This is a genomic window from Vibrio pomeroyi (assembly GCA_041879425.1).
Lineage (GTDB): Bacteria > Pseudomonadota > Gammaproteobacteria > Enterobacterales > Vibrionaceae > Vibrio > Vibrio pomeroyi_A.
The window spans coordinates 623,900-645,935 of record CP090854.1; the positions used below are offsets into that span (position 1 = coordinate 623,900).

Sequence of the window (22,036 nt, forward strand, 5' to 3'; positions counted from 1 at the left end):
ATTCCTTGAATTAAATATTTCGTAAGCTTCCGTTACTTTCTAACCAGTAACAGATACAATGATGCAATTATTCTATTTTATCCATACTAATGGGTATTAGTCTCACGGTTTTTAAAAAAGTTCGATATGGCTCAGCAGATCACATTAACAGACACAGTAAAAAGCAGCCAGTTAGGTCAACGTTTAGACCAAGCTGTCGCTGAACTATTTACCGATTTTTCTCGCTCTCGTATTAAAGAGTGGCTTCTTGACGGCAAAATCCAAGTGGATGGCGAAGTTATAACTAAGCCGCGCGTTAAGGTTATGGGCGGTGAGGAGATCATCTTGCAAGCTGAACTTGCAGATGAAGAGCGCTGGGAAGCACAAGACATTCCTCTAGACATTGTCTACGAAGATGACGACTTATTGGTTATCAACAAGCCTCGCGACTTTGTTGTTCACCCTGGAGCAGGTACGCCGGATGGAACCGTGCTAAACGCGTTACTGCACCACTACCCACAAATTGCTGAAGTACCTCGTGCAGGTATTGTGCACCGTCTTGATAAAGACACAACTGGTCTTATGGTTGTGGCTAAAACGGTTCCAGCTCAAACTCGTCTTGTACGTGCATTGGCTAAGCGTCGCATTACTCGTGAATACGAAGCGATTGCTATCGGTAAAATGACTGCTGGTGGTGTGGTAGAAAAAGGCATTAGCCGTCACGCAACTAAGCGTACGTTAATGGCGGTAAATGAAGTAGGTAAGCCTGCGGTAACTCATTACCGTGTTGCTGAGCACTTCCGCGAACATACGCGTATTCGTCTGCGTCTAGAAACAGGTCGTACTCACCAAATCCGTGTTCACATGTCATACCTTCAGCACCCGCTGCTAGGTGATGTGGCGTACGGTGGTCGTGCACGCATTCCAAAAGGTGCATCTGAAGAACTAACGACAATGATTCGTTCTTTTGACCGTCAAGCACTACACGCGGTTATGCTTAAATTTGTTCACCCAATTACAGGTGAAGAAGTTGAATTCCACGCACCAGTACCAAATGACATGGTTGTGATGGCTGAAGCGTTACGTGTTGATGCACGCGAAAATCTAGAAGACGACATTTAATCATGTCAATGATCATCCCTAACTGGAATGCGCCTAAAAACGTGAAGGCATTTGCTTCGACACGTTTCGAGGGCTTTTCAACGGGTGCGTATCAAGGATTAAACCTAGGTACGCATGTTGGGGATGATGCTTCGCTTGTTGAAAAAAACCGAGCATGGCTTAAGCAACAAGCGAACATGCCCACTTCACCAGTCTGGTTAAACCAAACTCACTCAACGGATGTTGTTACGGTTTTAGAACCAACGACGGATATTCTCGATGCTGATGGTGCATTTACCACGACCACGGGTGTTGTCTGTTCTGCAATGACAGCTGATTGTTTGCCAGTCATTCTTACTGATACCAAAGGTACTCAAGTCGCAGCTGTTCATGCAGGTTGGCGTGGTCTTGCTAGTGGTATTCTTGAGAATGCAGTAGCAAAATTTTCAAACCTCGATTCAGATAACCAAATTATGGCCTGGCTTGGTCCTGCTATTGGTAAAGATGCGTTTGAGGTTGGTGATGATGTGTTTGAAGCCTTTGTTAATTTTGCCCCTCAAGCTCAATTAGCATTTCAAGCCAAAGCTGAACCAGGAAAATGGCTAGCGAATATGTCTCAACTAGCAACACAAAGACTTGCGAAAGTGGGCGTGTCACAAGTGACTGACTCTAACCTATGTACATTCGCAGATTCAGACGCTTTCTATTCTTATCGTCGTGATGGCATTACAGGGCGTCAGGCTACTTTTATTTGGTTAGAGTAATCTCTAACTAGTGCAACTACTCATCCGGCTCATTTATATTTTTAGATAAGCTCTATTCTTCATTTTTATCCCTTGAAAATCTGCGTTACCGTATCCATCTTCTAACCATAAGATAAACATATCTAAGAGTAGGAAGGTTGGCATGCGTCTCGATCGATTCACTAGTAAATTCCAAATTGCGATATCTGATGCTCAGTCGCTCGCATTAGGTCGTGATCACCAATATATAGAACCTGTACACCTAATGGTGTCTTTGCTTAATCAAGATGGCAGTGCAATTCGCCCATTGCTGACCATGTTGAATATTGATGTGGTTCAATTGCGTTCAAAGCTAAGCGAAATATTAGATCGTGTACCAAAAGTTAGCGGTATCGGTGGTGATGTTCAGCTATCGAATGCAATGGGCACGTTATTCAACCTATGTGATAAGGTCGCGCAAAAGCGCCAAGACAGTTACATATCTTCAGAAGTTTTCCTACTTGCTGCAATTGAAGACAAAGGTCCTTTAGGTAACTTGCTTAAAGAGCTTGGTCTTACTGAACAGAAATTATCTCAAGCTATTGAGCAAGTTCGCGGTGGTCAGAAGGTCGATGACCCAAATGCCGAAGACAGACGCCAAGCATTAGAGAAGTTCACCATTGATCTGACTGAAAGAGCAGAGCAAGGCAAACTCGATCCTGTGATTGGCCGAGATGATGAGATTCGTCGCACCATCCAAGTACTTCAGCGTCGTACCAAAAACAACCCTGTAATTATTGGCGAACCTGGTGTTGGCAAAACCGCAATTGTTGAAGGTTTGGCTCAACGCATTATCAATAATGAAGTACCAGAAGGTTTAAGAGGCCGACGTGTGCTCTCGTTGGATATGGGCTCTTTAGTTGCGGGCGCTAAATATCGTGGTGAATTTGAAGAACGCTTGAAATCGGTTCTTAATGAATTGTCTAAAGAAGAAGGCAATATCATTCTCTTTATCGATGAAATTCACACCATGGTCGGTGCCGGTAAAGGTGAAGGCTCTATGGATGCAGGTAATATGCTGAAACCAGCATTGGCTCGCGGTGAGTTACACTGTGTAGGCGCTACGACCCTCGATGAGTATCGCCAATATATAGAGAAAGACCCTGCGTTAGAGCGTCGATTCCAGAAAGTACTGGTCGATGAGCCAACGGTTGAAGACACGGTAGCAATCCTTCGTGGCCTGAAAGAGCGCTACGAACTTCACCATCACGTTGAAATTACTGACCCTGCAATTGTGGCAGCGGCAACGTTATCTCATCGATACGTTTCTGATCGTCAATTACCGGATAAGGCGATTGACCTGATTGATGAAGCGGCTTCAAGTATCCGTATGCAGATCGATTCAAAACCGGAATCTCTGGATAAGCTTGAACGCAAGATCATTCAATTGAAGATCGAGCAGCAAGCTCTGACCAACGAAAATGACGAAGCCAGTGAAAAACGTCTTCGTACATTGCAAGCTGAGCTTTCTGATAAAGAAAGAGATTTTGCAGAGCTTGAAGAAGTTTGGAATGCAGAGAAAGCGGCATTGTCTGGCACGCAACATATCAAGTCAGAGTTAGAACAAGCTCGTATGGATATGGATTTTGCAAGACGTGCTGGTGATCTTAATCGAATGTCTGAATTGCAATACGGCCGCATCCCTGAACTAGAGAAGCAGTTAGATCTCGCGACTCAAGCTGAAATGCAAGAAATGACCTTATTACGTAATAAGGTTACCGACGCAGAAATTGCAGATGTCTTGTCAAAGCAAACGGGTATCCCAGTTTCTAAAATGTTAGAAGCGGAGAAAGAGAAGCTTCTTAAAATGGAAGGCGTTCTGCATAAACGTGTCATCGGTCAAGCTGAAGCGGTGGAAGTGGTTTCAAATGCGATTCGTCGTAGCCGTGCAGGTTTGTCTGATCCGAATAAGCCGATTGGCTCCTTCCTATTTCTTGGCCCGACTGGGGTAGGTAAAACCGAACTATGTAAAACACTCGCCAACTTTATGTTTGATAGTGATGATGCGATGGTTCGTATCGACATGTCTGAATTCATGGAGAAGCATTCAGTCGCTCGTTTGGTTGGCGCGCCTCCAGGTTATGTGGGGTATGAAGAAGGTGGTTACTTAACAGAAGCTGTACGTCGCAAGCCTTATTCAGTAATTTTGTTGGATGAAGTAGAGAAAGCGCATCCAGATGTTTTCAATATCTTGTTGCAGGTTCTTGATGACGGTCGCTTAACCGATGGGCAAGGTCGCACGGTCGACTTTAGAAATACGGTAGTTATCATGACATCTAACCTTGGTTCTTCGAGAATCCAAGAGAACTTCAACACACTCGACTATCAAGGGATAAAGAATGAGGTGATGGAAGTCGTTGGTAAGCATTTCCGTCCTGAGTTTTTAAACCGTGTTGATGAAAGTGTTGTGTTCCACCCATTAGGCCAAGAACACATTCAATCTATTGCTTCTATCCAGCTTGAGCATCTTAAAAAGCGTATGGAAGATAATGGTTATGAACTTGAAGTGTCGGAAAAAGCGCTTAAGCTGATTTCTCAAGTTGGCTTCGACCCGGTATATGGTGCACGACCGTTGAAAAGAGCGATTCAACAGAGTGTGGAGAACCCGCTAGCGAAAGCGATACTGGCTGGAAAAATAAACCCAGAGAAAAAAGTACAACTATTAGTAAATAACGACAGAATTATTGCTCACCAATAATTAAAGCACGAACGGTAGGTACGATTAGCTGAAATCAAGGCGTAATCGTACCTATTTTGAACGCTTTGTGTGAATAGTGTTCGAACAGTCGCCAGTGGCGGCTTTTTTTTGTTTTTGGCCTTGTACAAAGGATTATTCTCTCTATAATGCGCCTCCGTTGCCAAGGATAACCAAGCGGTTTGAACTGAGTAACAAGACGGAACTAAGCATTTAAGATGCTTTGAAAAATTAGCTGGAAAAAGTGTTTGACACTGGAACCCAATTCGCTAGAATGGCCGTCCACTTCGAGAGGCTCCTTGCTGAAAGGAACGCTCAAGAAGTAAAGCTCTTTAACAATTTAAACCTATCAATCTGTGTGGGCACTCGTTGATGAATATCAAAACGTTTTATCCTTTGGATAAAACAGTTACTTCGGTAACACAATGATTTCAATGAACTGAGTGACCAATACGTTTAACTACTTTCTCTTGTAGAAAGAAATTATTCGGCACAGTCAATTCATTACCATTCTGTTCCTATTTATTTAAGAAGAGAGGGGTAATAGCTTTAGAATTACATGTTCATCAATCTTTTTCGAAAGAGCAATGAATATTAGTTTTGAAGTCAGTATTCGTTGAGTCACACCTATTAATTTAGGTAATCAAAACTTTAAATTGAAGAGTTTGATCATGGCTCAGATTGAACGCTGGCGGCAGGCCTAACACATGCAAGTCGAGCGGAAACGACACTAACAATCCTTCGGGTGCGTTAATGGGCGTCGAGCGGCGGACGGGTGAGTAATGCCTAGGAAATTGCCTTGATGTGGGGGATAACCATTGGAAACGATGGCTAATACCGCATAACGCCTACGGGCCAAAGAGGGGGACCTTCGGGCCTCTCGCGTCAAGATATGCCTAGGTGGGATTAGCTAGTTGGTGAGGTAATGGCTCACCAAGGCGACGATCCCTAGCTGGTCTGAGAGGATGATCAGCCACACTGGAACTGAGACACGGTCCAGACTCCTACGGGAGGCAGCAGTGGGGAATATTGCACAATGGGCGAAAGCCTGATGCAGCCATGCCGCGTGTATGAAGAAGGCCTTCGGGTTGTAAAGTACTTTCAGTTGTGAGGAAGGGGGTAGTGTTAATAGCGCTATCTCTTGACGTTAGCAACAGAAGAAGCACCGGCTAACTCCGTGCCAGCAGCCGCGGTAATACGGAGGGTGCGAGCGTTAATCGGAATTACTGGGCGTAAAGCGCATGCAGGTGGTTCATTAAGTCAGATGTGAAAGCCCGGGGCTCAACCTCGGAACTGCATTTGAAACTGGTGAACTAGAGTACTGTAGAGGGGGGTAGAATTTCAGGTGTAGCGGTGAAATGCGTAGAGATCTGAAGGAATACCAGTGGCGAAGGCGGCCCCCTGGACAGATACTGACACTCAGATGCGAAAGCGTGGGGAGCAAACAGGATTAGATACCCTGGTAGTCCACGCCGTAAACGATGTCTACTTGGAGGTTGTGGCCTTGAGCCGTGGCTTTCGGAGCTAACGCGTTAAGTAGACCGCCTGGGGAGTACGGTCGCAAGATTAAAACTCAAATGAATTGACGGGGGCCCGCACAAGCGGTGGAGCATGTGGTTTAATTCGATGCAACGCGAAGAACCTTACCTACTCTTGACATCCAGAGAAGCCAGCGGAGACGCAGGTGTGCCTTCGGGAGCTCTGAGACAGGTGCTGCATGGCTGTCGTCAGCTCGTGTTGTGAAATGTTGGGTTAAGTCCCGCAACGAGCGCAACCCTTATCCTTGTTTGCCAGCGAGTAATGTCGGGAACTCCAGGGAGACTGCCGGTGATAAACCGGAGGAAGGTGGGGACGACGTCAAGTCATCATGGCCCTTACGAGTAGGGCTACACACGTGCTACAATGGCGCATACAGAGGGCAGCAAGCTAGCGATAGTGAGCGAATCCCAAAAAGTGCGTCGTAGTCCGGATTGGAGTCTGCAACTCGACTCCATGAAGTCGGAATCGCTAGTAATCGTAGATCAGAATGCTACGGTGAATACGTTCCCGGGCCTTGTACACACCGCCCGTCACACCATGGGAGTGGGCTGCAAAAGAAGTGGGTAGTTTAACCTTTCGGGGAGGACGCTCACCACTTTGTGGTTCATGACTGGGGTGAAGTCGTAACAAGGTAGCCCTAGGGGAACCTGGGGCTGGATCACCTCCTTATACGAAGATATTCACGATAAGTGTCCACACAGATTGATATGTTTAAACAGTTAAGAGTAGGAAATACTTTTCCAGATGGGGCTATAGCTCAGCTGGGAGAGCGCCTCGCTGGCAGCGAGGAGGTCTGCGGTTCGATCCCGCATAGCTCCACCATCTTTAAGTGTTCTTCCTTAAGAATCTTTAAAAATGGTTATTTCTTTTGAAATATCTAGCTCTTTAACAATTTGGAAAGCTGACTGATTGATTACTTACGAGTAATTCAATCAAATTTAAAAGTTCTCAATGTTTATATGCTCTTATTTAATAAGAACGGTATAAACACAACAAACACATTCAAGTGTCTTGTATTCGAATCAAACCTAGTTTGATTCACAATTGAGTCCGGCAAACAGTCATTGAGAATTAACCCTTCTTAATGGCAACCAAAACCTTGGTTAGTTGCCATACACTAAGACCCTTTCGGGTTGTATGGTTAAGTGACTAAGCGTACACGGTGGATGCCTTGGCAGTCAGAGGCGATGAAAGGCGTAATAACTTGCGATAAGCCCAGATTAGGTAGTAATAACCTTTAAGTCTGGGATTCCTGAATGGGGAAACCCACTTACATAAGTAAGTATCCTGTTGTGAATACATAGCAACAGGAGGCAAACCGGGGGAACTGAAACATCTAAGTACCCCGAGGAAGAGAAATCAACCGAGATTCCGAAAGTAGCGGCGAGCGAAATTGGATTAGCCCTTAAGCTTTTAATGAGACAGATGAAGGCTCTGGAAAGTGCCGCAATAAAGGGTGATAGCCCCGTAATCGACATCTCATCATCAGTGAAAACGAGTAGGGCGGGACACGTGATATCCTGTCTGAATATGGGGGGACCATCCTCCAAGGCTAAATACTACTGACTGACCGATAGTGAACCAGTACCGTGAGGGAAAGGCGAAAAGAACCCCTGTGAGGGGAGTGAAATAGAACCTGAAACCGTGTACGTACAAGCAGTAGGAGCACCTTCGTGGTGTGACTGCGTACCTTTTGTATAATGGGTCAGCGACTTAATTTTAGTAGCAAGGTTAACCGTTTAGGGGAGCCGTAGGGAAACCGAGTCTTAACTGGGCGTACAGTTGCTAGGATTAGACCCGAAACCAGGTGATCTAGCCATGGGCAGGTTGAAGGTTGAGTAACATCAACTGGAGGACCGAACCGACTAATGTTGAAAAATTAGCGGATGACTTGTGGCTAGGGGTGAAAGGCCAATCAAACCTGGAGATAGCTGGTTCTCCCCGAAAGCTATTTAGGTAGCGCCTCGGACGAATACTACTGGGGGTAGAGCACTGTTAAGGCTAGGGGGTCATCCCGACTTACCAACCCTTTGCAAACTCCGAATACCAGTAAGTACTATCCGGGAGACACACGGCGGGTGCTAACGTCCGTCGTGGAGAGGGAAACAACCCAGACCGCCAGCTAAGGTCCCAAAGTATAGCTAAGTGGGAAACGATGTGGGAAGGCTCAGACAGCCAGGATGTTGGCTTAGAAGCAGCCATCATTTAAAGAAAGCGTAATAGCTCACTGGTCGAGTCGGCCTGCGCGGAAGATGTAACGGGGCTAAGCTATACACCGAAGCTGCGGCTACGTACCTTAGGGTGCGTGGGGTAGGGGAGCGTTCTGTAAGCCGTTGAAGGTGGTCTGTAAGGGCTGCTGGAGGTATCAGAAGTGCGAATGCTGACATGAGTAACGATAAAGGGAGTGAAAAACTCCCTCGCCGGAAGACCAAGGGTTCCTGTCCAACGTTAATCGGGGCAGGGTAAGTCGACTCCTAAGGCGAGGCCGAAAGGCGTAGTCGATGGGAAACGGGTTAATATTCCCGTACTTCTTACAATTGCGATGGGGGGACGGAGAAGGCTAGGTGGGCCTGGCGACGGTTGTCCAGGTTCAAGTATGTAGGCGGAAAGTTTAGGTAAATCCGGACTTTCTTAACGCTGAGATACGATGTCGAGCTACTACGGTAGTGAAGTCATTGATGCCATGCTTCCAGGAAAAGCCTCTAAGCTTCAGATTGTAAGGAATCGTACCCCAAACCGACACAGGTGGTCGGGTAGAGAATACCAAGGCGCTTGAGAGAACTCGGGTGAAGGAACTAGGCAAAATGGTACCGTAACTTCGGGAGAAGGTACGCTCTTATCAGTGAAGTCCCTTGCGGATGGAGCAGACGAGAGTCGCAGATACCAGGTGGCTGCAACTGTTTATTAAAAACACAGCACTGTGCAAAATCGTAAGATGACGTATACGGTGTGACGCCTGCCCGGTGCCGGAAGGTTAATTGATGGGGTTAGACTTCGGTCGAAGCTCTTGATCGAAGCCCCGGTAAACGGCGGCCGTAACTATAACGGTCCTAAGGTAGCGAAATTCCTTGTCGGGTAAGTTCCGACCTGCACGAATGGCGTAATGATGGCCACGCTGTCTCCACCCGAGACTCAGTGAAATTGAAATCGCTGTGAAGATGCAGTGTACCCGCGGCTAGACGGAAAGACCCCGTGAACCTTTACTACAGCTTGGCACTGAACATTGAACCTACATGTGTAGGATAGGTGGGAGACTATGAAACCGCGTCGCTAGATGTGGTGGAGTCGTCCTTGAAATACCACCCTTGTAGTTTTGATGTTCTAACGTTGGTCCCTGAATCGGGATTACGGACAGTGCCTGGTGGGTAGTTTGACTGGGGCGGTCTCCTCCCAAAGAGTAACGGAGGAGCACGAAGGTGGGCTAAACACGGTTGGACATCGTGTGGTTAGTGCAATGGCATAAGCCCGCTTGACTGCGAGAATGACAATTCGAGCAGGTGCGAAAGCAGGTCATAGTGATCCGGTGGTTCTGAATGGAAGGGCCATCGCTCAACGGATAAAAGGTACTCCGGGGATAACAGGCTGATACCGCCCAAGAGTTCATATCGACGGCGGTGTTTGGCACCTCGATGTCGGCTCATCACATCCTGGGGCTGAAGTCGGTCCCAAGGGTATGGCTGTTCGCCATTTAAAGTGGTACGCGAGCTGGGTTTAGAACGTCGTGAGACAGTTCGGTCCCTATCTGCCGTGGGCGTTGGAAAATTGAAGGGGGCTGCTCCTAGTACGAGAGGACCGGAGTGGACGAACCTCTGGTGTTCGGGTTGTCATGCCAATGGCATTGCCCGGTAGCTAAGTTCGGAATCGATAACCGCTGAAAGCATCTAAGCGGGAAGCGAGCCCTGAGATGAGTTTTCCCTGACGCTATAAGCGTCCTTAAGGGTTGTTCAAGACTAGAACGTTGATAGGCAGGGTGTGTAAGTGCTGCGAGGCATTGAGCTAACCTGTACTAATTGCCCGTGAGGCTTAACCATACAACACCCAAGGGGTTTTGTGGACTCAAAGACAGACCTTGAATGAGTTTGAAGAGACACTTTTAAATACAGTTTTCCAGATTATTTTGCCTTCAGTTTTTAAAAAACTGAAAGTAAAAGCAAAATTTGCTTGGCGACCATAGCATTGTGGACCCACCTGATTCCATGCCGAACTCAGAAGTGAAACACAATAGCGCCGATGGTAGTGTGGGGCTTCCCCATGTGAGAGTAGGACATCGCCACGCTTTAAATTATGAACGACTTGTCAGCGACGACAAGTAGTCCACTGCGGAGTGGTAGTTCAGTTGGTTAGAATACCGGCCTGTCACGCCGGGGGTCGCGGGTTCGAGTCCCGTCCACTCCGCCACTTATTCAGAGTTTCAGCTCTTTAAAACTGAAATAGGGGTGTAGCTCCAATTGGCAGAGCAGCGGATTCCAAATCCGCGTGTTGGGAGTTCGAATCTCTCCACCCCTGCCATATTTAAGGCTCTAGTCGAAAGACTAGAGCCTTTTTACTTTCTGGCGTCGGAAATACTTCACAACCCCCTTTCAGATTCTTCCATCTCAAATACCTCTTTGTTTATTCCCGAAAATTTACCAATAATCGTCAACTATTCTCTAATGACGACTAGTATAAATAATATGCATCGTTCACTTGGAATTGCTATGAGGTTATTTTGTGTATTATTTGGGGCTTTTTGTTCTTTTTTCGTATCGGCAACGACTTGGGAGAAAGAGAAGACCCCCACGGTAAACTTAACCTCATCAATAGGAAGCTATGCCAACGGTTGCCTTGATGGCGCACAGGCCTTGCCAATCGATGGGGTCGGCTATCAGATTATTCGTCCCCAGAGAGGGCGTTATTATGGTCATACAGAGGCCATTCAGTTCATTGAAAGGCTAGGCATAACTACAAGTGAGCAACTCGATACCAACTTACTGGTAGGAGATATTTCTTTGCCCCGTGGTGGGCGCTTTTCGTCTGGTCATTCAAGTCATCAAACAGGGCTAGATATCGATATATGGTTAAGACTGACAAGTAAGAGGCTTTCAGTGAACGAACTTGCCGTCCCTAAGCCTGTTAGTGTCGTTGATCTTACTAATTACAAGCTGCGCAAATCAAATTGGACAGATGATCATTTTCAAGTGATCCGCTATGCCGCGAAAGATGAAAAAGTAGTGCGTATTTTTGTTCATCCCGTGATTAAGCAAGCTCTTTGTGACCGAGAAACCCCTGATGCAGGTGATAGAGCTTGGCTCGGAAAAATCAGACCTTGGTGGGGACATCATTCTCATTTTCATGTTCGCTTGAAGTGCCCTGAAGGGAGTACGAACTGCATTGCTCAAGCTAGCCCTCCAAAAGGTGATAGTTGTGGAGAAGAACTTGCGAGTTGGGCTCCGAAAACCATACCTGTACCTCCTCCTAAAAAAGTCGCAAAAAGTAAGAAAAAGAAGAAAGTTAAAGTGATGCCAAGTCAGTGTTTAGCCTTGATATCCAATAAGTAATCGCATCTATCGAGGTTAATTACAGTGGTAATGCCACTGGCTTTCCCGTCTCTGAAAGTTGAGAAATGTCACACTTTTGTCTAGAGTTTATAAACACGAGATTAAGAACATCGTTTGATATTAACAAAACCAATAACGACAACAGCAAGAACAGTGACGAATTTGACAAGGTTTGGTCAGGGATGGAGTGTTTTTGGGGTGAAAGATGCGGCTTATGTGCAGTATGCGAAATCAGAGTCTGATACCCGTCGATAGATAATTCAAGGATAAGACTATGACTATGATTTGTGCAAAGGAATTTTCAGAATGGTTAAGACATAGGTTCAGTACAGAAAACTCGGGTATTTCTATTTCAAGAGATGACATCAACCAATTGACGGGCAGACAACGACTAGACCCAAGTTTTGTAAATGATGTTCATTATGAGTTGATGCAGCATGGAATGGCGTTTGTGACTGATACCAGCAGGGAAAACTTTTATCTCGTTCCTATAGCTCAAGCAATCAACTGGCGAGAGCGACTCGAATATCAATTTGAAAAAGAGCTTTTCTGCAATATTTATCCAATAGAAAAATCAGGATAAAAAAAAGGTTCAACTTACAGTAAGTTGAACCTTTTCTCTTTTAGGTCAAGCCTTGAATGATGACAAACTTCTCTAGCAACTCGTCATCCGTTTCAATATGGTTTGGGTCAGTGATGATGCACTTGGTAATTGGGCATACAGTCTGACACGTTGGCTTCTCATAGTGACCTTTACATTCAGTACATAAATCTGGGTCGATTTCGAAGATGCTGTCACCCATAGTGATTGCGCCGTTTGGGCATTCAGGGTCACACATATCGCAGTTTATGCATTTGTCAGTGATTAACAGAGCCATTGCTTACTTCTCGGTTTTCTAAGTAAAGTTACTTACCAGATGCGTTGCGTGTATCTTGGCCTTCGCTCAAGTTACGCATCAACAAGCCGTACTCTAAGTCTAGATCAGCTGGTACTGGGATAAATACAAAGTGACCGTTGCCTTTTGCGTCTTCAACGGCTTCAGACTTACGGTTTTCCATCATCTCTAGTGTGAAAACAACGTTACCTTTCGGTGTCATCATTTCTAAGCTATCGCCTACTAGGAACTTGTTCTTCACTTCTACTTCCGCTAGATCGCCACGGCGCTTACCTGTGAATTCACCAACAAATTGTTGAGTATCAGAGATAGAGTAACCGTACTCGTAGTTCTGGTATGTATCATGAGTGTGACGGCGTAGGAAACCTTCAGTGTAACCACGGTGAGCTAGGCTCTCTAGTGTACCCATTAGGCTTTCATCGAATGGCTTGCCTGCTACAGCGTCATCGATAGCTTTACGATAAACCTGAGCTGTACGTGCACAGTAGTAGAAAGACTTAGTACGACCTTCAATCTTCAGAGAGTGAACACCCATCTTCGTTAGGCGTTCAACGTGTTGGATTGCACGAAGATCTTTTGAGTTCATGATGTAAGTACCATGCTCATCTTCAAACGCTGCCATTTTCTCTTCAGGCTTGTGTGATTCAGAAAGTAGAACCACTTCGTCTGTTGGTTTACCAAGACCTAATGTGTTGTCTGGACGTTCGTCTTGAACCTCTACATCTTGAATCTCAACACCTGTAGGGTTCGCTTCAACGATCTGACCGTTCTCGTCTTCTTTCGCCGCTTCGGTTTTGTATTCCCAACGACAAGCGTTAGTGCAAGTACCTTGGTTTGGATCGCGCTTGTTCATGTAGCCCGAAAGTAGACAACGACCAGAGTACGCCATGCATAGAGCACCGTGAACAAAGATCTCTAGTTCTGTTTCAGGACAGTGTTCGCGAATCTCTTCGATCTCTTCAAGAGATAGCTCACGAGATAGAATCACACGCTCAACGCCTTGAGTTGACCAGAACTTAACGGTCGCCCAGTTTACTGCGTTTGCTTGAACAGAAAGGTGGATTGGCATCTCAGGAAATGCTTCACGAACCATCATGATAAGACCAGGATCTGACATGATAAGAGCATCAGGGCCCATATCGACAACTGGTTTAAGGTCGCGAATGAATGTTTTTAATTTAGAGTTGTGTGGCTGAATGTTACATACAACATATAACTTTTTGCCTTGAGCATGAGCTTCATCGATACCGATTTGTAGGTTTTCGTGATTGAACTCGTTGTTACGAACACGAAGGCTGTAACGTGGCTGGCCTGCGTAAACTGCATCTGCGCCGTAGGCGAATGCGTAACGCATGTTTTTAAGGCTTCCTGCCGGTGATAATAGTTCAGGTACAAATGGTTTTTGTGTAGTCATTGCTTCGTTCTCTAATCTGATCTCAAGTCAGGTTGATACCACCAAGTGATATCAAAGGGGCGCAAATTTTACGCTAAAACGAGTTTGGTTGATAGCCCTAAAGATAGCAATGACATTAAGAAGAGGGCAGAGAGATAAATATAAGCAGGAGTTTGGTAGGAAATAAGCTCAGATACCATCGACATCTGAGCTTTTAAAATCACAGATTAAGCGTTTGGTTGAGTTAACCCGCCAAGTGATTCGAATAAGTTCGGGAGGAAAACACTGAACTCGCCACATAGAAGTGAGAAGTCAGCATCAAAGCGTGCTGCTTGATCTTCACGCGGGATATCGTCGTTTTCATCTTTGAGTTCATCACTGAATTTTAGGCGCTTGATGCTGCCGTCTTCTGCCAGAATGAATTCAATACGATCTTGCCAGTTGATAAGGAGCTTCGTCACCATCTTGTTGGCTTCGATGTGGTTCTTAATCTCGTCCGCTTCTAGTTCTTGTTTCTTAACTCGAACAATACCGCCGTCTTCTTGGATTGATTTTAGCTCAGCTTCATCAAGCATTGTGATACCTTGAGGCGTATCACCTGATTTAACCCACTCGGTTAGAGTCGTTTCAATCGCTTGCTCTGGAATAGCTGGCACGACTGGTAGACTACCCATTGTTTTACGTAGTAATGCCAATACGTCTTCCGCTTTTTTGTAGCTGCTAGCATCAACCACGATGAAACCTTCTTTTGGCATGATCAGCGCGTAAGTGAAGTTACTGCGGCTGAATGCACGAGGAAGCAGGTCAATGATGATGTCTTCTTTTAGGCTGTCTTTCTCTTTCTTTTTCAGAGGAGTGCCAGATTCAGCCTCAAGTGTTTCTACTTTTGCGTTCAGTGATTCTTTGATCACAGAAGCAGGTAGCATTTTCTCTTCTTTCTTTGCACAGATTAGAATGCGGTTTTCTGATACGTGCGTCATCATATCGCCGTGTCTACCCATTGCATGTACCCAACCAAACTTCTGTTTGTCTTGGCTACCACAAGGAGTAAAGCGGAATTCTTCAAGTTGTTTCTCTAGCTGATCTGCGTTGAAATCAATATCACGGTTGAAGCGATAGACTAGGCAATTTTTAAACCACATAAATTTTTCTCATACCTTTTTAGAAGTGCTTCATGATATGAGATCTAATTCGATTTGTCCTTAGCTCTGTATCAAAAGTTGTAAAGTGAAACGTTTGAGACAGTTATATGAAAATTTGTTTTCAAAGGTCACAAAAGTGTCATAATTAACTCAGATAATGCAATGCGTTGATTAAATACAAAGGCTATTCAATTATGTCGAGAAGGATTCTGGTCGTTGAAGATGAAGCACCTATTCGTGAGATGCTGTGTTTTGTACTTGAACAAAAAGGCTACCAAGCAGTAGAGGCTGAAGATTACGATACAGCGGTAAACAAGCTATGTGAACCTTTCCCAGATCTAGTATTACTAGATTGGATGCTACCTGGTGGTAGCGGGATAAACTTTATCAAGCACATGAAGCGTGAAGAGTTAACTCGCAACATCCCAGTGGTGATGCTGACGGCTCGTGGTGAAGAAGAAGATAAGGTTCGCGGTTTAGAAGTTGGCGCTGACGACTACATTACCAAACCATTTTCGCCAAAAGAGTTAGTAGCTCGCCTGAAAGCGGTTATTCGTCGTGTAACACCAACCGCATTGGAAGATGTGATTGATGTTCAAGGTCTTAAACTAGACCCTGTATCACACCGTGTTACCGCGAGTGAAGGTCCAGTAGATATGGGACCAACAGAATTCAAAATGCTGCACTTCTTTATGACGCATCAAGAGCGTGTATATAGCCGAGAGCAGCTGCTTAACAACGTTTGGGGTACCAACGTTTACGTTGAAGACCGCACCGTTGATGTACATATTCGACGCCTACGTAAAGCGTTAGAATCTGCAGGTCACGATAAGCTAATCCAAACGGTTCGCGGCGCGGGCTACCGTTTTTCTACAAAGGCTTAATGTGGCTTCGCTGCACAGTTTACGGAGTCCTGAATGGTTGAAAAGTTAACCTGGAAAAAGCTGGCTTGGGAGCTGGCTTTTTTTTACGCACCATGGGTTTTAGTCGGATGGATATTCGGTTACTTACCTTGGTTACTGCTGGCTGCTACGGTATTGCAGCTCGGCTGGCATCTACACAATCAAATGCGTTTATCTGCATGGTTGTGGGATGAGAAGCGTCTAACACCACCTTCAGGTTCAGGAAACTGGGAATCTCTGTTCAACGGTATTTATCGTATGCAGCAGAGACAGCGTCGCAAACGTAAAGAACTGACTAACCTTATCCGCCGTTTCCGTAACGGTGCAGAATCGCTTCCCGATGCCGTTGTGGTATTTCGCGGTGAAGGCAATATCGTTTGGTGTAACAAGCTTGCTCAGTATTTACTGGGTTTTCGTTGGCCAGATGATTCAGGACAACCGATCTCGAACCTGATTCGCACTCCAGATTTCATTAAGTACCTCAATAAGCAAGACTTCTCTGAACCATTAGAGATGCCTTCTCCATTGAATGTGGAGCGTATGCTTGAGCTGCGTATTGTGCCGTATACAGAGGGTGAACACCTGATGGTGGTGCGTGATGTCACTCAGCTTAAGCAGCTAGAAGGCATGCGTCGTAACTTCTTCGCTAACGTATCCCATGAGCTACGAACTCCAATGACCGTACTTCAAGGCTACCTTGAAATGACGGAAGACCCAGACATGATCGTTGGCCCAATGTGGACCAAGGCGCATGGTGTCATGACAGAGCAGCTCAATCGAATGAACAGTCTGGTTAATCAGTTGCTCACGCTTTCGAAAATTGAAGCAGCGCCAATGCACGAGTTGGATGAAGTGGTGAACGTTCCCGCTATGCTTGAGGTTCTTGAGAAAGAAGCCGCGAGTTTAAGTGGCGATCGTGAACACAAGCTTGAGTTTGATATTGATAAGAGTCTACGCGTATTAGCTGATGAAGATCAGTTGCGAAGTGCGATATCGAATCTGGTTTACAATGCAGTCAAATACACACCACCGGGCGCTACCGTTAGAGTTCGCTGGTATCAAACAAGCCAAGGTGCCTGTTTGGACGTCTCTGACACTGGAGACGGTATCGAGCCCCAACACTTGCATCGACTTACAGAGCGATTCTATCGTGTTGATAAGGCGCGCTCACGTGATACTGGTGGTAGTGGCCTCGGATTGGCTATCGTTAAGCATGCTTTGACTCACCATGATTCCCACTTGGAAATCCAGAGTGAGCTAGGTGTCGGCAGTCGTTTCCATTTCACGTTACCAAACCGATTGACCGTTTCATGATTGCTTTAATACGTAGGATGCGTTTACCCATCAGTTCGTTGTTAGCTTGTGCTTTAGCTTCTCCGGTTCATGCTGAGCTGACTGTCGAATCACTTCCTGATTATTCTAAGGTGCCGGGGATTTCTGGCAGCTTGCTATCGGTAGGTTCCGATACCTTGGCGGGTATGACGACATTGTGGGTTGAAGAGTTTAAATCTTACTACCCGAATGTGAATGCTCAGGTGCAGGCTTCCGGCTCTGCGACTGCGCCTCCAGCCCTTACCGAGGGGACTGCTCATTTGGGGCCAATGAGCCGACCAATGCGTTTACGTGAGATTGAGGCATTCGAAAGGGAACATGGCTACAAGCCTACTGCGCTTAGAGTCGCGATTGATGCGATTGGTGTGTTTGTACACAAAGATAACCCGATCAAAGGGCTCAACTTTCGTCAGATAGATGGCATCTTTTCTGAAACGCTGCGCTGTGGCGGTGTTAAAAATATCGAGAGTTGGCAAGAGCTAGGTATCAAGCAACCTTGGGCAAAACATCGTTTCCAACTGTTTGGTCGAAACTCCGTATCCGGTACTTATGGTTACTTTAAGCAGAATGCTTTGTGTGGCGGTGATTTCAAGAATCGAGTCAATGAGCAGCCGGGTTCAGCCTCTGTTGTTCAATCTGTTGCCTTGTCGATCAGCGGCATTGGATACACAGGCATTGGTTATCGTGTTGCAGGTGTGAGACAGGTTCCTGTGGTTAAGGCGGGTGATCAATATGTACATGCCACAAGAGAAAACATCCTAAGTGGTGCCTACCCGCTTTCACGCTTCTTGTACGTTTACGTGAACAAACACCCAAACAAGCCGCTTTCCCCGGTAGAACAAGAGTTCCTAACCTTTATCTTTTCTAAACAAGGTCAAGAGTTGGTTGAAAAAGACGGCTACGTTTCTATTCCTCATGAATACGCCAAACAAGAACTCGCAAAAGTAGGGCTTTAATCTCCCGATTGGCAATTAAGCTTTTTGATTTTCATCGAAGCTTAGTTGCCATTCAGCATTGTTCCACAGGTCCTGCTCTGCGAGTAAGTCCGCTGCCAATAGTTTATTTTCATCAAGCCAATCATTATCGGCACCACAAACCTTCCAATGATCTTTCTCGATGACTTCAATGCGTGTTTTTAGGCGTGGAGAATCGTTACGTTGACCATTAAGAATAATTGATAGACGTAATATACGAATCAAACTGATTAAGTGCTTGCTCTTAAACAAATTCAGTTCAGGCATGTCTTGAAGCTTGAGCGCTTTACGTTGGAAGCGAGCTAAAATCGACATAACCATCTGTTGCTCGCTATTAAAGCCTGGCATATTGGTATGCTGCAGAAGATACGCAGAATGCTTATGGAAGCCTGAGAAGCTGATACTCAGTCCGACCTCGTGTAATAGAGCACTCCATTCAAGCAGTTCAAACAGCTGACTTTTTTTCTTAATGCACAGTTCATCGCATATCTGATGTAAGAACTCGCTTGCCTGCTCTTTTACGCGAGTCGCGTGGTCGAAATCAACGGAGTGTTTGGTCGCGAGGTTCTCAGTGGTTCGCATACGAATGTCTGAACGCTGAAAGCGATCTTCCATCTCATAGAGCAATCCTTCACGAAGTGCACCGTCTGAAAAGTGCATATCTTTTACTGAAAGAGCCATGAATATCGCAGTGAGGATAGCTACTCCGCCAGCAAAGACAGGCTGGCGCTCTTCAGTCAATCCTTTGAGTTTTATCTCTTCAATAGTGTAGTGTTCGCACAAGACATCAATTAAATGGCCTAATCGCTTTTCGGTAATAATGGCATCTTCATAGCCCATTCCGACCAAGACTTCTTTGATTGCTTTGATGGTTCCTGAGGAGCCAAGAGCAGCATCCCAGCCTTTCTTTTTGTATTTAGCGGCAAGAGGTTCTAGACGTTGTTGAGCCGCAATGATGGCCCTGGAGAAGTTCTTGCGAGAGAGTTTTCCATTCGAGAAATATCGCTGTGTAAAGCTCACGCAGCCCATCTGTTTACTGTTGACGAGCTTCGCCTCAAACCCTTTGCCGATAATCAACTCGGTACTACCACCACCAATATCCACAACTAATTTCGAATCTGACTCGGGTTGTGTGTGAGCAACGCCTAAATAGATAAGTCGCGCTTCTTCTTCGCCGGGGATCACTTCGATAGGAAAAGGAAGCACCTCACGTGCACGCTGGATAAAAATATGAGCGTTGTTTGCTTGGCGGAGAGTGTGGGTGGCTGCAATACGAACGTTTTCGACTTCAAAGCCTTGTAAGCGCTCGGCAAACATAGCGAGGCACTCTAAACCACGCTCGATGGCTGCATTGTTGAGGTTTGATTGGTCATCGAGGCCTGAGCCTAATCTGACTCTTTGTTTGTGTCGGCTGACAAGTTGCAATTCTTGCCCAATCACTTTTGCCACAACCATGTGAAAGCTATTAGAGCCCAAATCGATGGCAGCAACGTGTTTGATAGGTGGAGATACCGCCTCAAGTGAGGCGGTATTGTTGGAATCTTCTGGCGTATTGGCCTTGGTGTTTTTAGCTTGGCTCATCGTGAGATTGTTGTTCCCTAGCTTTTCGAGTCTGTTTCTCTACCTGTTTGAGGTAATCATAGATGGCGACTTGAGAGCGGCGTTTTTTACGGTTACCACGAGGGACGTAAGCGTTGCTCATCTCTTTATCTATCCACCTTGCCTTAACTGTATCGGTAAAATGAATATTTACAATGTCGATGATGCGTTGTTTCAAACGTTCATCACGGATTGGCGACGCGACTTCAATGCGGTGATCGATGTTTCGCGTCATCCAGTCTGCCGATGAGATGAAGACTTTTGGGTCACCATCGTTGTGTGTAATCAAAACGCGTGGGTGCTCTAGGAATCGGTCGATGATACTGATGATTTCAATGTTCTCACTAACGCCTTCTACTCCCGGAACTAGCGAGCACATACCTCGGATGATCATACGAATTTTTACACCTGCATTACTCGCACCATAAAGCTTATTGATAAGCCCTTTATCAACCAAGTTGTTCACTTTTAAGGTGATCTGCGCTTTTCTACCCGCTTTAGCATTGGCAATTTCTGTATCGATAAGACGATAAAGCTTCTTACGTGAATTGCGTGGCGACACAATTAAGTGGTCAAATTTTACAGGGCGGTAAGGGTTCTCAATATACCCAAAGACATTACGCACCTCGTTTGTCAGTTCTTGATCGGCGGTGAGCAGCGAGAAGTCTGTGTAGATTCTTGCAGTATTTTCGTGGAAGTTACCTGTGCCTATATGCGCATAGCGAGTGATTTCCTCACCTTCACGGCGGCTGATTAGAAGTAACTTAGAGTGTATTTTTAGACCCGGAGCGCCAAAGATTACCTGAACACCAGCTTCAGTTAGGATCTTTGACCATTCAATATTGGCTTCTTCGTCGAACCGAGCTTGAAGTTCAACTACTACTGTTACGTTTTTGCCATTGTGAACGGCATCGATCAATGAATTCATTAATCGTGAGTTTTTCGCTACGCGATAGATGTTGATCTTGATACTGATGACTTTCGGATCAAATGAAGCCTGACGAACCAACTCTGTCATGTGATCAAAGGTATGATATGGATAGTACAGCAAGATGTCTTGATTCTTGATTGCATCAAAGCTGTTATCAAACCCATCAAAGTCTGCACATGACATTGGTGGTAAAGGTTTGTTTTCTAAGTATTCACGACCTACGTTCGGGAAACCGATGAAATCTTTAAAATTATGGTAACGACCACCAGGAATCAGGTTGTCGTAGTTAGATATGCCTAACTTTCCACACAAGAAATCCAGCATATTTTGTGGCATCGTGTGTTCATAAACAAAACGTACAGGCAGGGCACTGAGCCTTTGAGCCACACCTTCAGACATCTGTTCTAGCAAGCTGTGTTCGACTTCGTGGCTAAGGTCGTATTCAGCATCACGAGTCATTTTCATCGCGTGGCAGTTGAGTTGGTCGTATTCGAAAAAGCCTTTAAATAGATCATCGATGCAGTATCGGATAATGTTATCAAGTAAGATGATGGTCTTGCGGCGTTTTCCTTTCTGCTCTGGAACCATGACAAAGCGCGGAAGGTGATCGGTCGGTATCTCAATGACGGCGTATTTGGATTGCTGCTCTTTTTGAAGCTCGACAGTCAGATAGGCATACTCATCTTTTAAGAACTGAAGCACATTCATTTCGTCGTTCATTAAAAGGGGCGTGATGTGAGGAAGCACTTCTTTCTTAAAGTATTTCTTTACCCATTTCTTTTGAGTGTCATTCAGTTGTGTCTCGTTAACCAGGAAAATACGTCGTCTTGCCATCTCTAGAATGAGCTCATTGTAGAGTTCATCAAAACGTTGGTTTAACTTAAACGCCTTGTTTTGCATCTTAGTGAGCAGATGCTTTGAGTTGTCATTGATCCCACGCTCTTGATTGATCAAAATACGACGTTTCACATCCGAGAATCGAACCTTGTAAAACTCGTCTAGGTTGTTAGAAAAGATCCCGAGAAAGCGTACTCTTTCGATCAAAGGTACTGTTTTGTCCGCTGATTCCTGTAAGACTCTTTCGTTAAAAGAGAGCCAACTGAGTTCTTTTTCTATATAGAGCTTTTCAGCGTTCATAATCAATCCTAGACATCTTAAAGAGTGTGAGAGTACTCAAATTGTAAAAAATGAGCAGAGTATGCTGTTTTTGTTACGTTATTATTTCACTCTACAG

The 22,036-nt window shown here is 45.4% G+C and carries 13 protein-coding genes, 3 tRNA genes and 3 rRNA genes; 14 read left to right on the forward strand and 5 right to left on the reverse strand.

Annotated features, from left to right (window positions below):
- The first annotated feature begins 126 nt into the window (after positions 1-126).
- From rluD to L0992_02865, 11 genes are all read left to right on the forward strand, one after another.
- Positions 127-1,101, forward strand: coding sequence for a 23S rRNA pseudouridine(1911/1915/1917) synthase RluD (gene rluD / locus L0992_02815; GenBank protein XGB67657.1), 975 nt, complete (start codon positions 127-129; stop codon positions 1,099-1,101).
- A 2-nt stretch (positions 1,102-1,103) separates the two neighbouring features.
- Entirely contained in the window at positions 1,104-1,844 is a 741-nt protein-coding gene (gene pgeF, locus L0992_02820; GenBank protein XGB67658.1) for a peptidoglycan editing factor PgeF, read from the forward strand.
- Between the two features lie 142 nt (positions 1,845-1,986).
- Entirely contained in the window at positions 1,987-4,560 is a 2,574-nt protein-coding gene (clpB, locus tag L0992_02825) for an ATP-dependent chaperone ClpB (GenBank protein XGB67659.1), read from the forward strand.
- A gap of 650 nt (positions 4,561-5,210) precedes the next feature.
- Positions 5,211-6,765 (forward strand): 16S ribosomal RNA (locus tag L0992_02830).
- Positions 6,766-6,842: 77 nt separating this feature from the next.
- Positions 6,843-6,918, forward strand: a tRNA-Ala gene (locus tag L0992_02835).
- A 317-nt stretch (positions 6,919-7,235) separates the two neighbouring features.
- Positions 7,236-10,127: ribosomal RNA gene (locus L0992_02840) — 23S ribosomal RNA — on the forward strand.
- Between the two features lie 129 nt (positions 10,128-10,256).
- Positions 10,257-10,372 (forward strand): 5S ribosomal RNA (gene rrf / locus L0992_02845).
- Together the 16S, 23S and 5S rRNA genes with 3 tRNA genes alongside form the textbook arrangement of a ribosomal RNA operon.
- Positions 10,373-10,417: 45 nt before the next feature.
- Positions 10,418-10,494, forward strand: a tRNA-Asp gene (locus L0992_02850).
- A gap of 34 nt (positions 10,495-10,528) precedes the next feature.
- Positions 10,529-10,605 (forward strand) — tRNA-Trp (locus tag L0992_02855).
- A 188-nt stretch (positions 10,606-10,793) separates the two neighbouring features.
- Positions 10,794-11,633 carry a penicillin-insensitive murein endopeptidase gene (gene mepA / locus L0992_02860; protein XGB68676.1) on the forward strand — a complete coding sequence of 280 codons (840 nt, stop codon included), beginning with the start codon at positions 10,794-10,796 and terminating at the stop codon, positions 11,631-11,633.
- Positions 11,634-11,907: 274 nt separating this feature from the next.
- Positions 11,908-12,216 carry a hypothetical protein gene (locus tag L0992_02865; protein XGB67660.1) on the forward strand — a complete coding sequence of 103 codons (309 nt, stop codon included), beginning with the start codon at positions 11,908-11,910 and terminating at the stop codon, positions 12,214-12,216.
- Between the two features lie 40 nt (positions 12,217-12,256).
- Here L0992_02865 and L0992_02870 read toward each other — a convergent pair whose 3' ends face one another.
- The 3 genes from L0992_02870 to rdgC all read right to left on the reverse strand — a co-directional run bounded on the left by L0992_02870 (position 12,257) and on the right by rdgC (position 15,064).
- Positions 12,257-12,511, reverse strand: a complete 255-nt coding sequence (locus tag L0992_02870; GenBank protein XGB67661.1) for a YfhL family 4Fe-4S dicluster ferredoxin — start codon at positions 12,509-12,511, stop codon at positions 12,257-12,259.
- Positions 12,512-12,539: 28 nt separating this feature from the next.
- On the reverse strand, positions 12,540-13,943 hold the full coding sequence (gene yegQ, locus L0992_02875) for a tRNA 5-hydroxyuridine modification protein YegQ (GenBank protein ID XGB67662.1): 1,404 nt from the start codon (positions 13,941-13,943) through the stop codon (positions 12,540-12,542).
- Between the two features lie 206 nt (positions 13,944-14,149).
- Positions 14,150-15,064: a recombination-associated protein RdgC gene (gene rdgC, locus L0992_02880; protein XGB67663.1), complete on the reverse strand. Its 915-nt coding sequence runs from the start codon at positions 15,062-15,064 to the stop codon at positions 14,150-14,152.
- A gap of 194 nt (positions 15,065-15,258) precedes the next feature.
- Between rdgC and phoB the strand changes: the two genes are divergently transcribed.
- Genes phoB through L0992_02895 form a run of 3 tightly spaced genes read left to right on the forward strand, consistent with a single transcriptional unit; the run spans position 15,259 to position 18,254 of the window.
- Complete coding sequence (phoB, locus tag L0992_02885; GenBank protein XGB67664.1) at positions 15,259-15,948, forward strand: phosphate regulon transcriptional regulator PhoB; 690 nt, start codon at positions 15,259-15,261, stop codon at positions 15,946-15,948.
- 33 nt (positions 15,949-15,981) lie between these two features.
- Positions 15,982-17,280 (forward strand): phosphate regulon sensor histidine kinase PhoR, encoded by a 1,299-nt coding sequence (gene phoR, locus L0992_02890; protein XGB67665.1) that lies wholly within the window; start codon positions 15,982-15,984, stop codon positions 17,278-17,280.
- A 17-nt stretch (positions 17,281-17,297) separates the two neighbouring features.
- Positions 17,298-18,254, forward strand: a complete 957-nt coding sequence (locus L0992_02895) for a phosphate ABC transporter substrate-binding protein PstS family protein (protein XGB68677.1) — start codon at positions 17,298-17,300, stop codon at positions 18,252-18,254.
- Between the two features lie 15 nt (positions 18,255-18,269).
- Here L0992_02895 and L0992_02900 read toward each other — a convergent pair whose 3' ends face one another.
- Entirely contained in the window at positions 18,270-19,727 is a 1,458-nt protein-coding gene (locus L0992_02900) for an exopolyphosphatase (protein ID XGB68678.1), read from the reverse strand.
- Positions 19,728-19,839: 112 nt separating this feature from the next.
- Positions 19,840-21,939, reverse strand: a complete 2,100-nt coding sequence (gene ppk1, locus L0992_02905; protein XGB67666.1) for a polyphosphate kinase 1 — start codon at positions 21,937-21,939, stop codon at positions 19,840-19,842.
- Between the last annotated feature and the right edge of the window lie 97 nt (positions 21,940-22,036).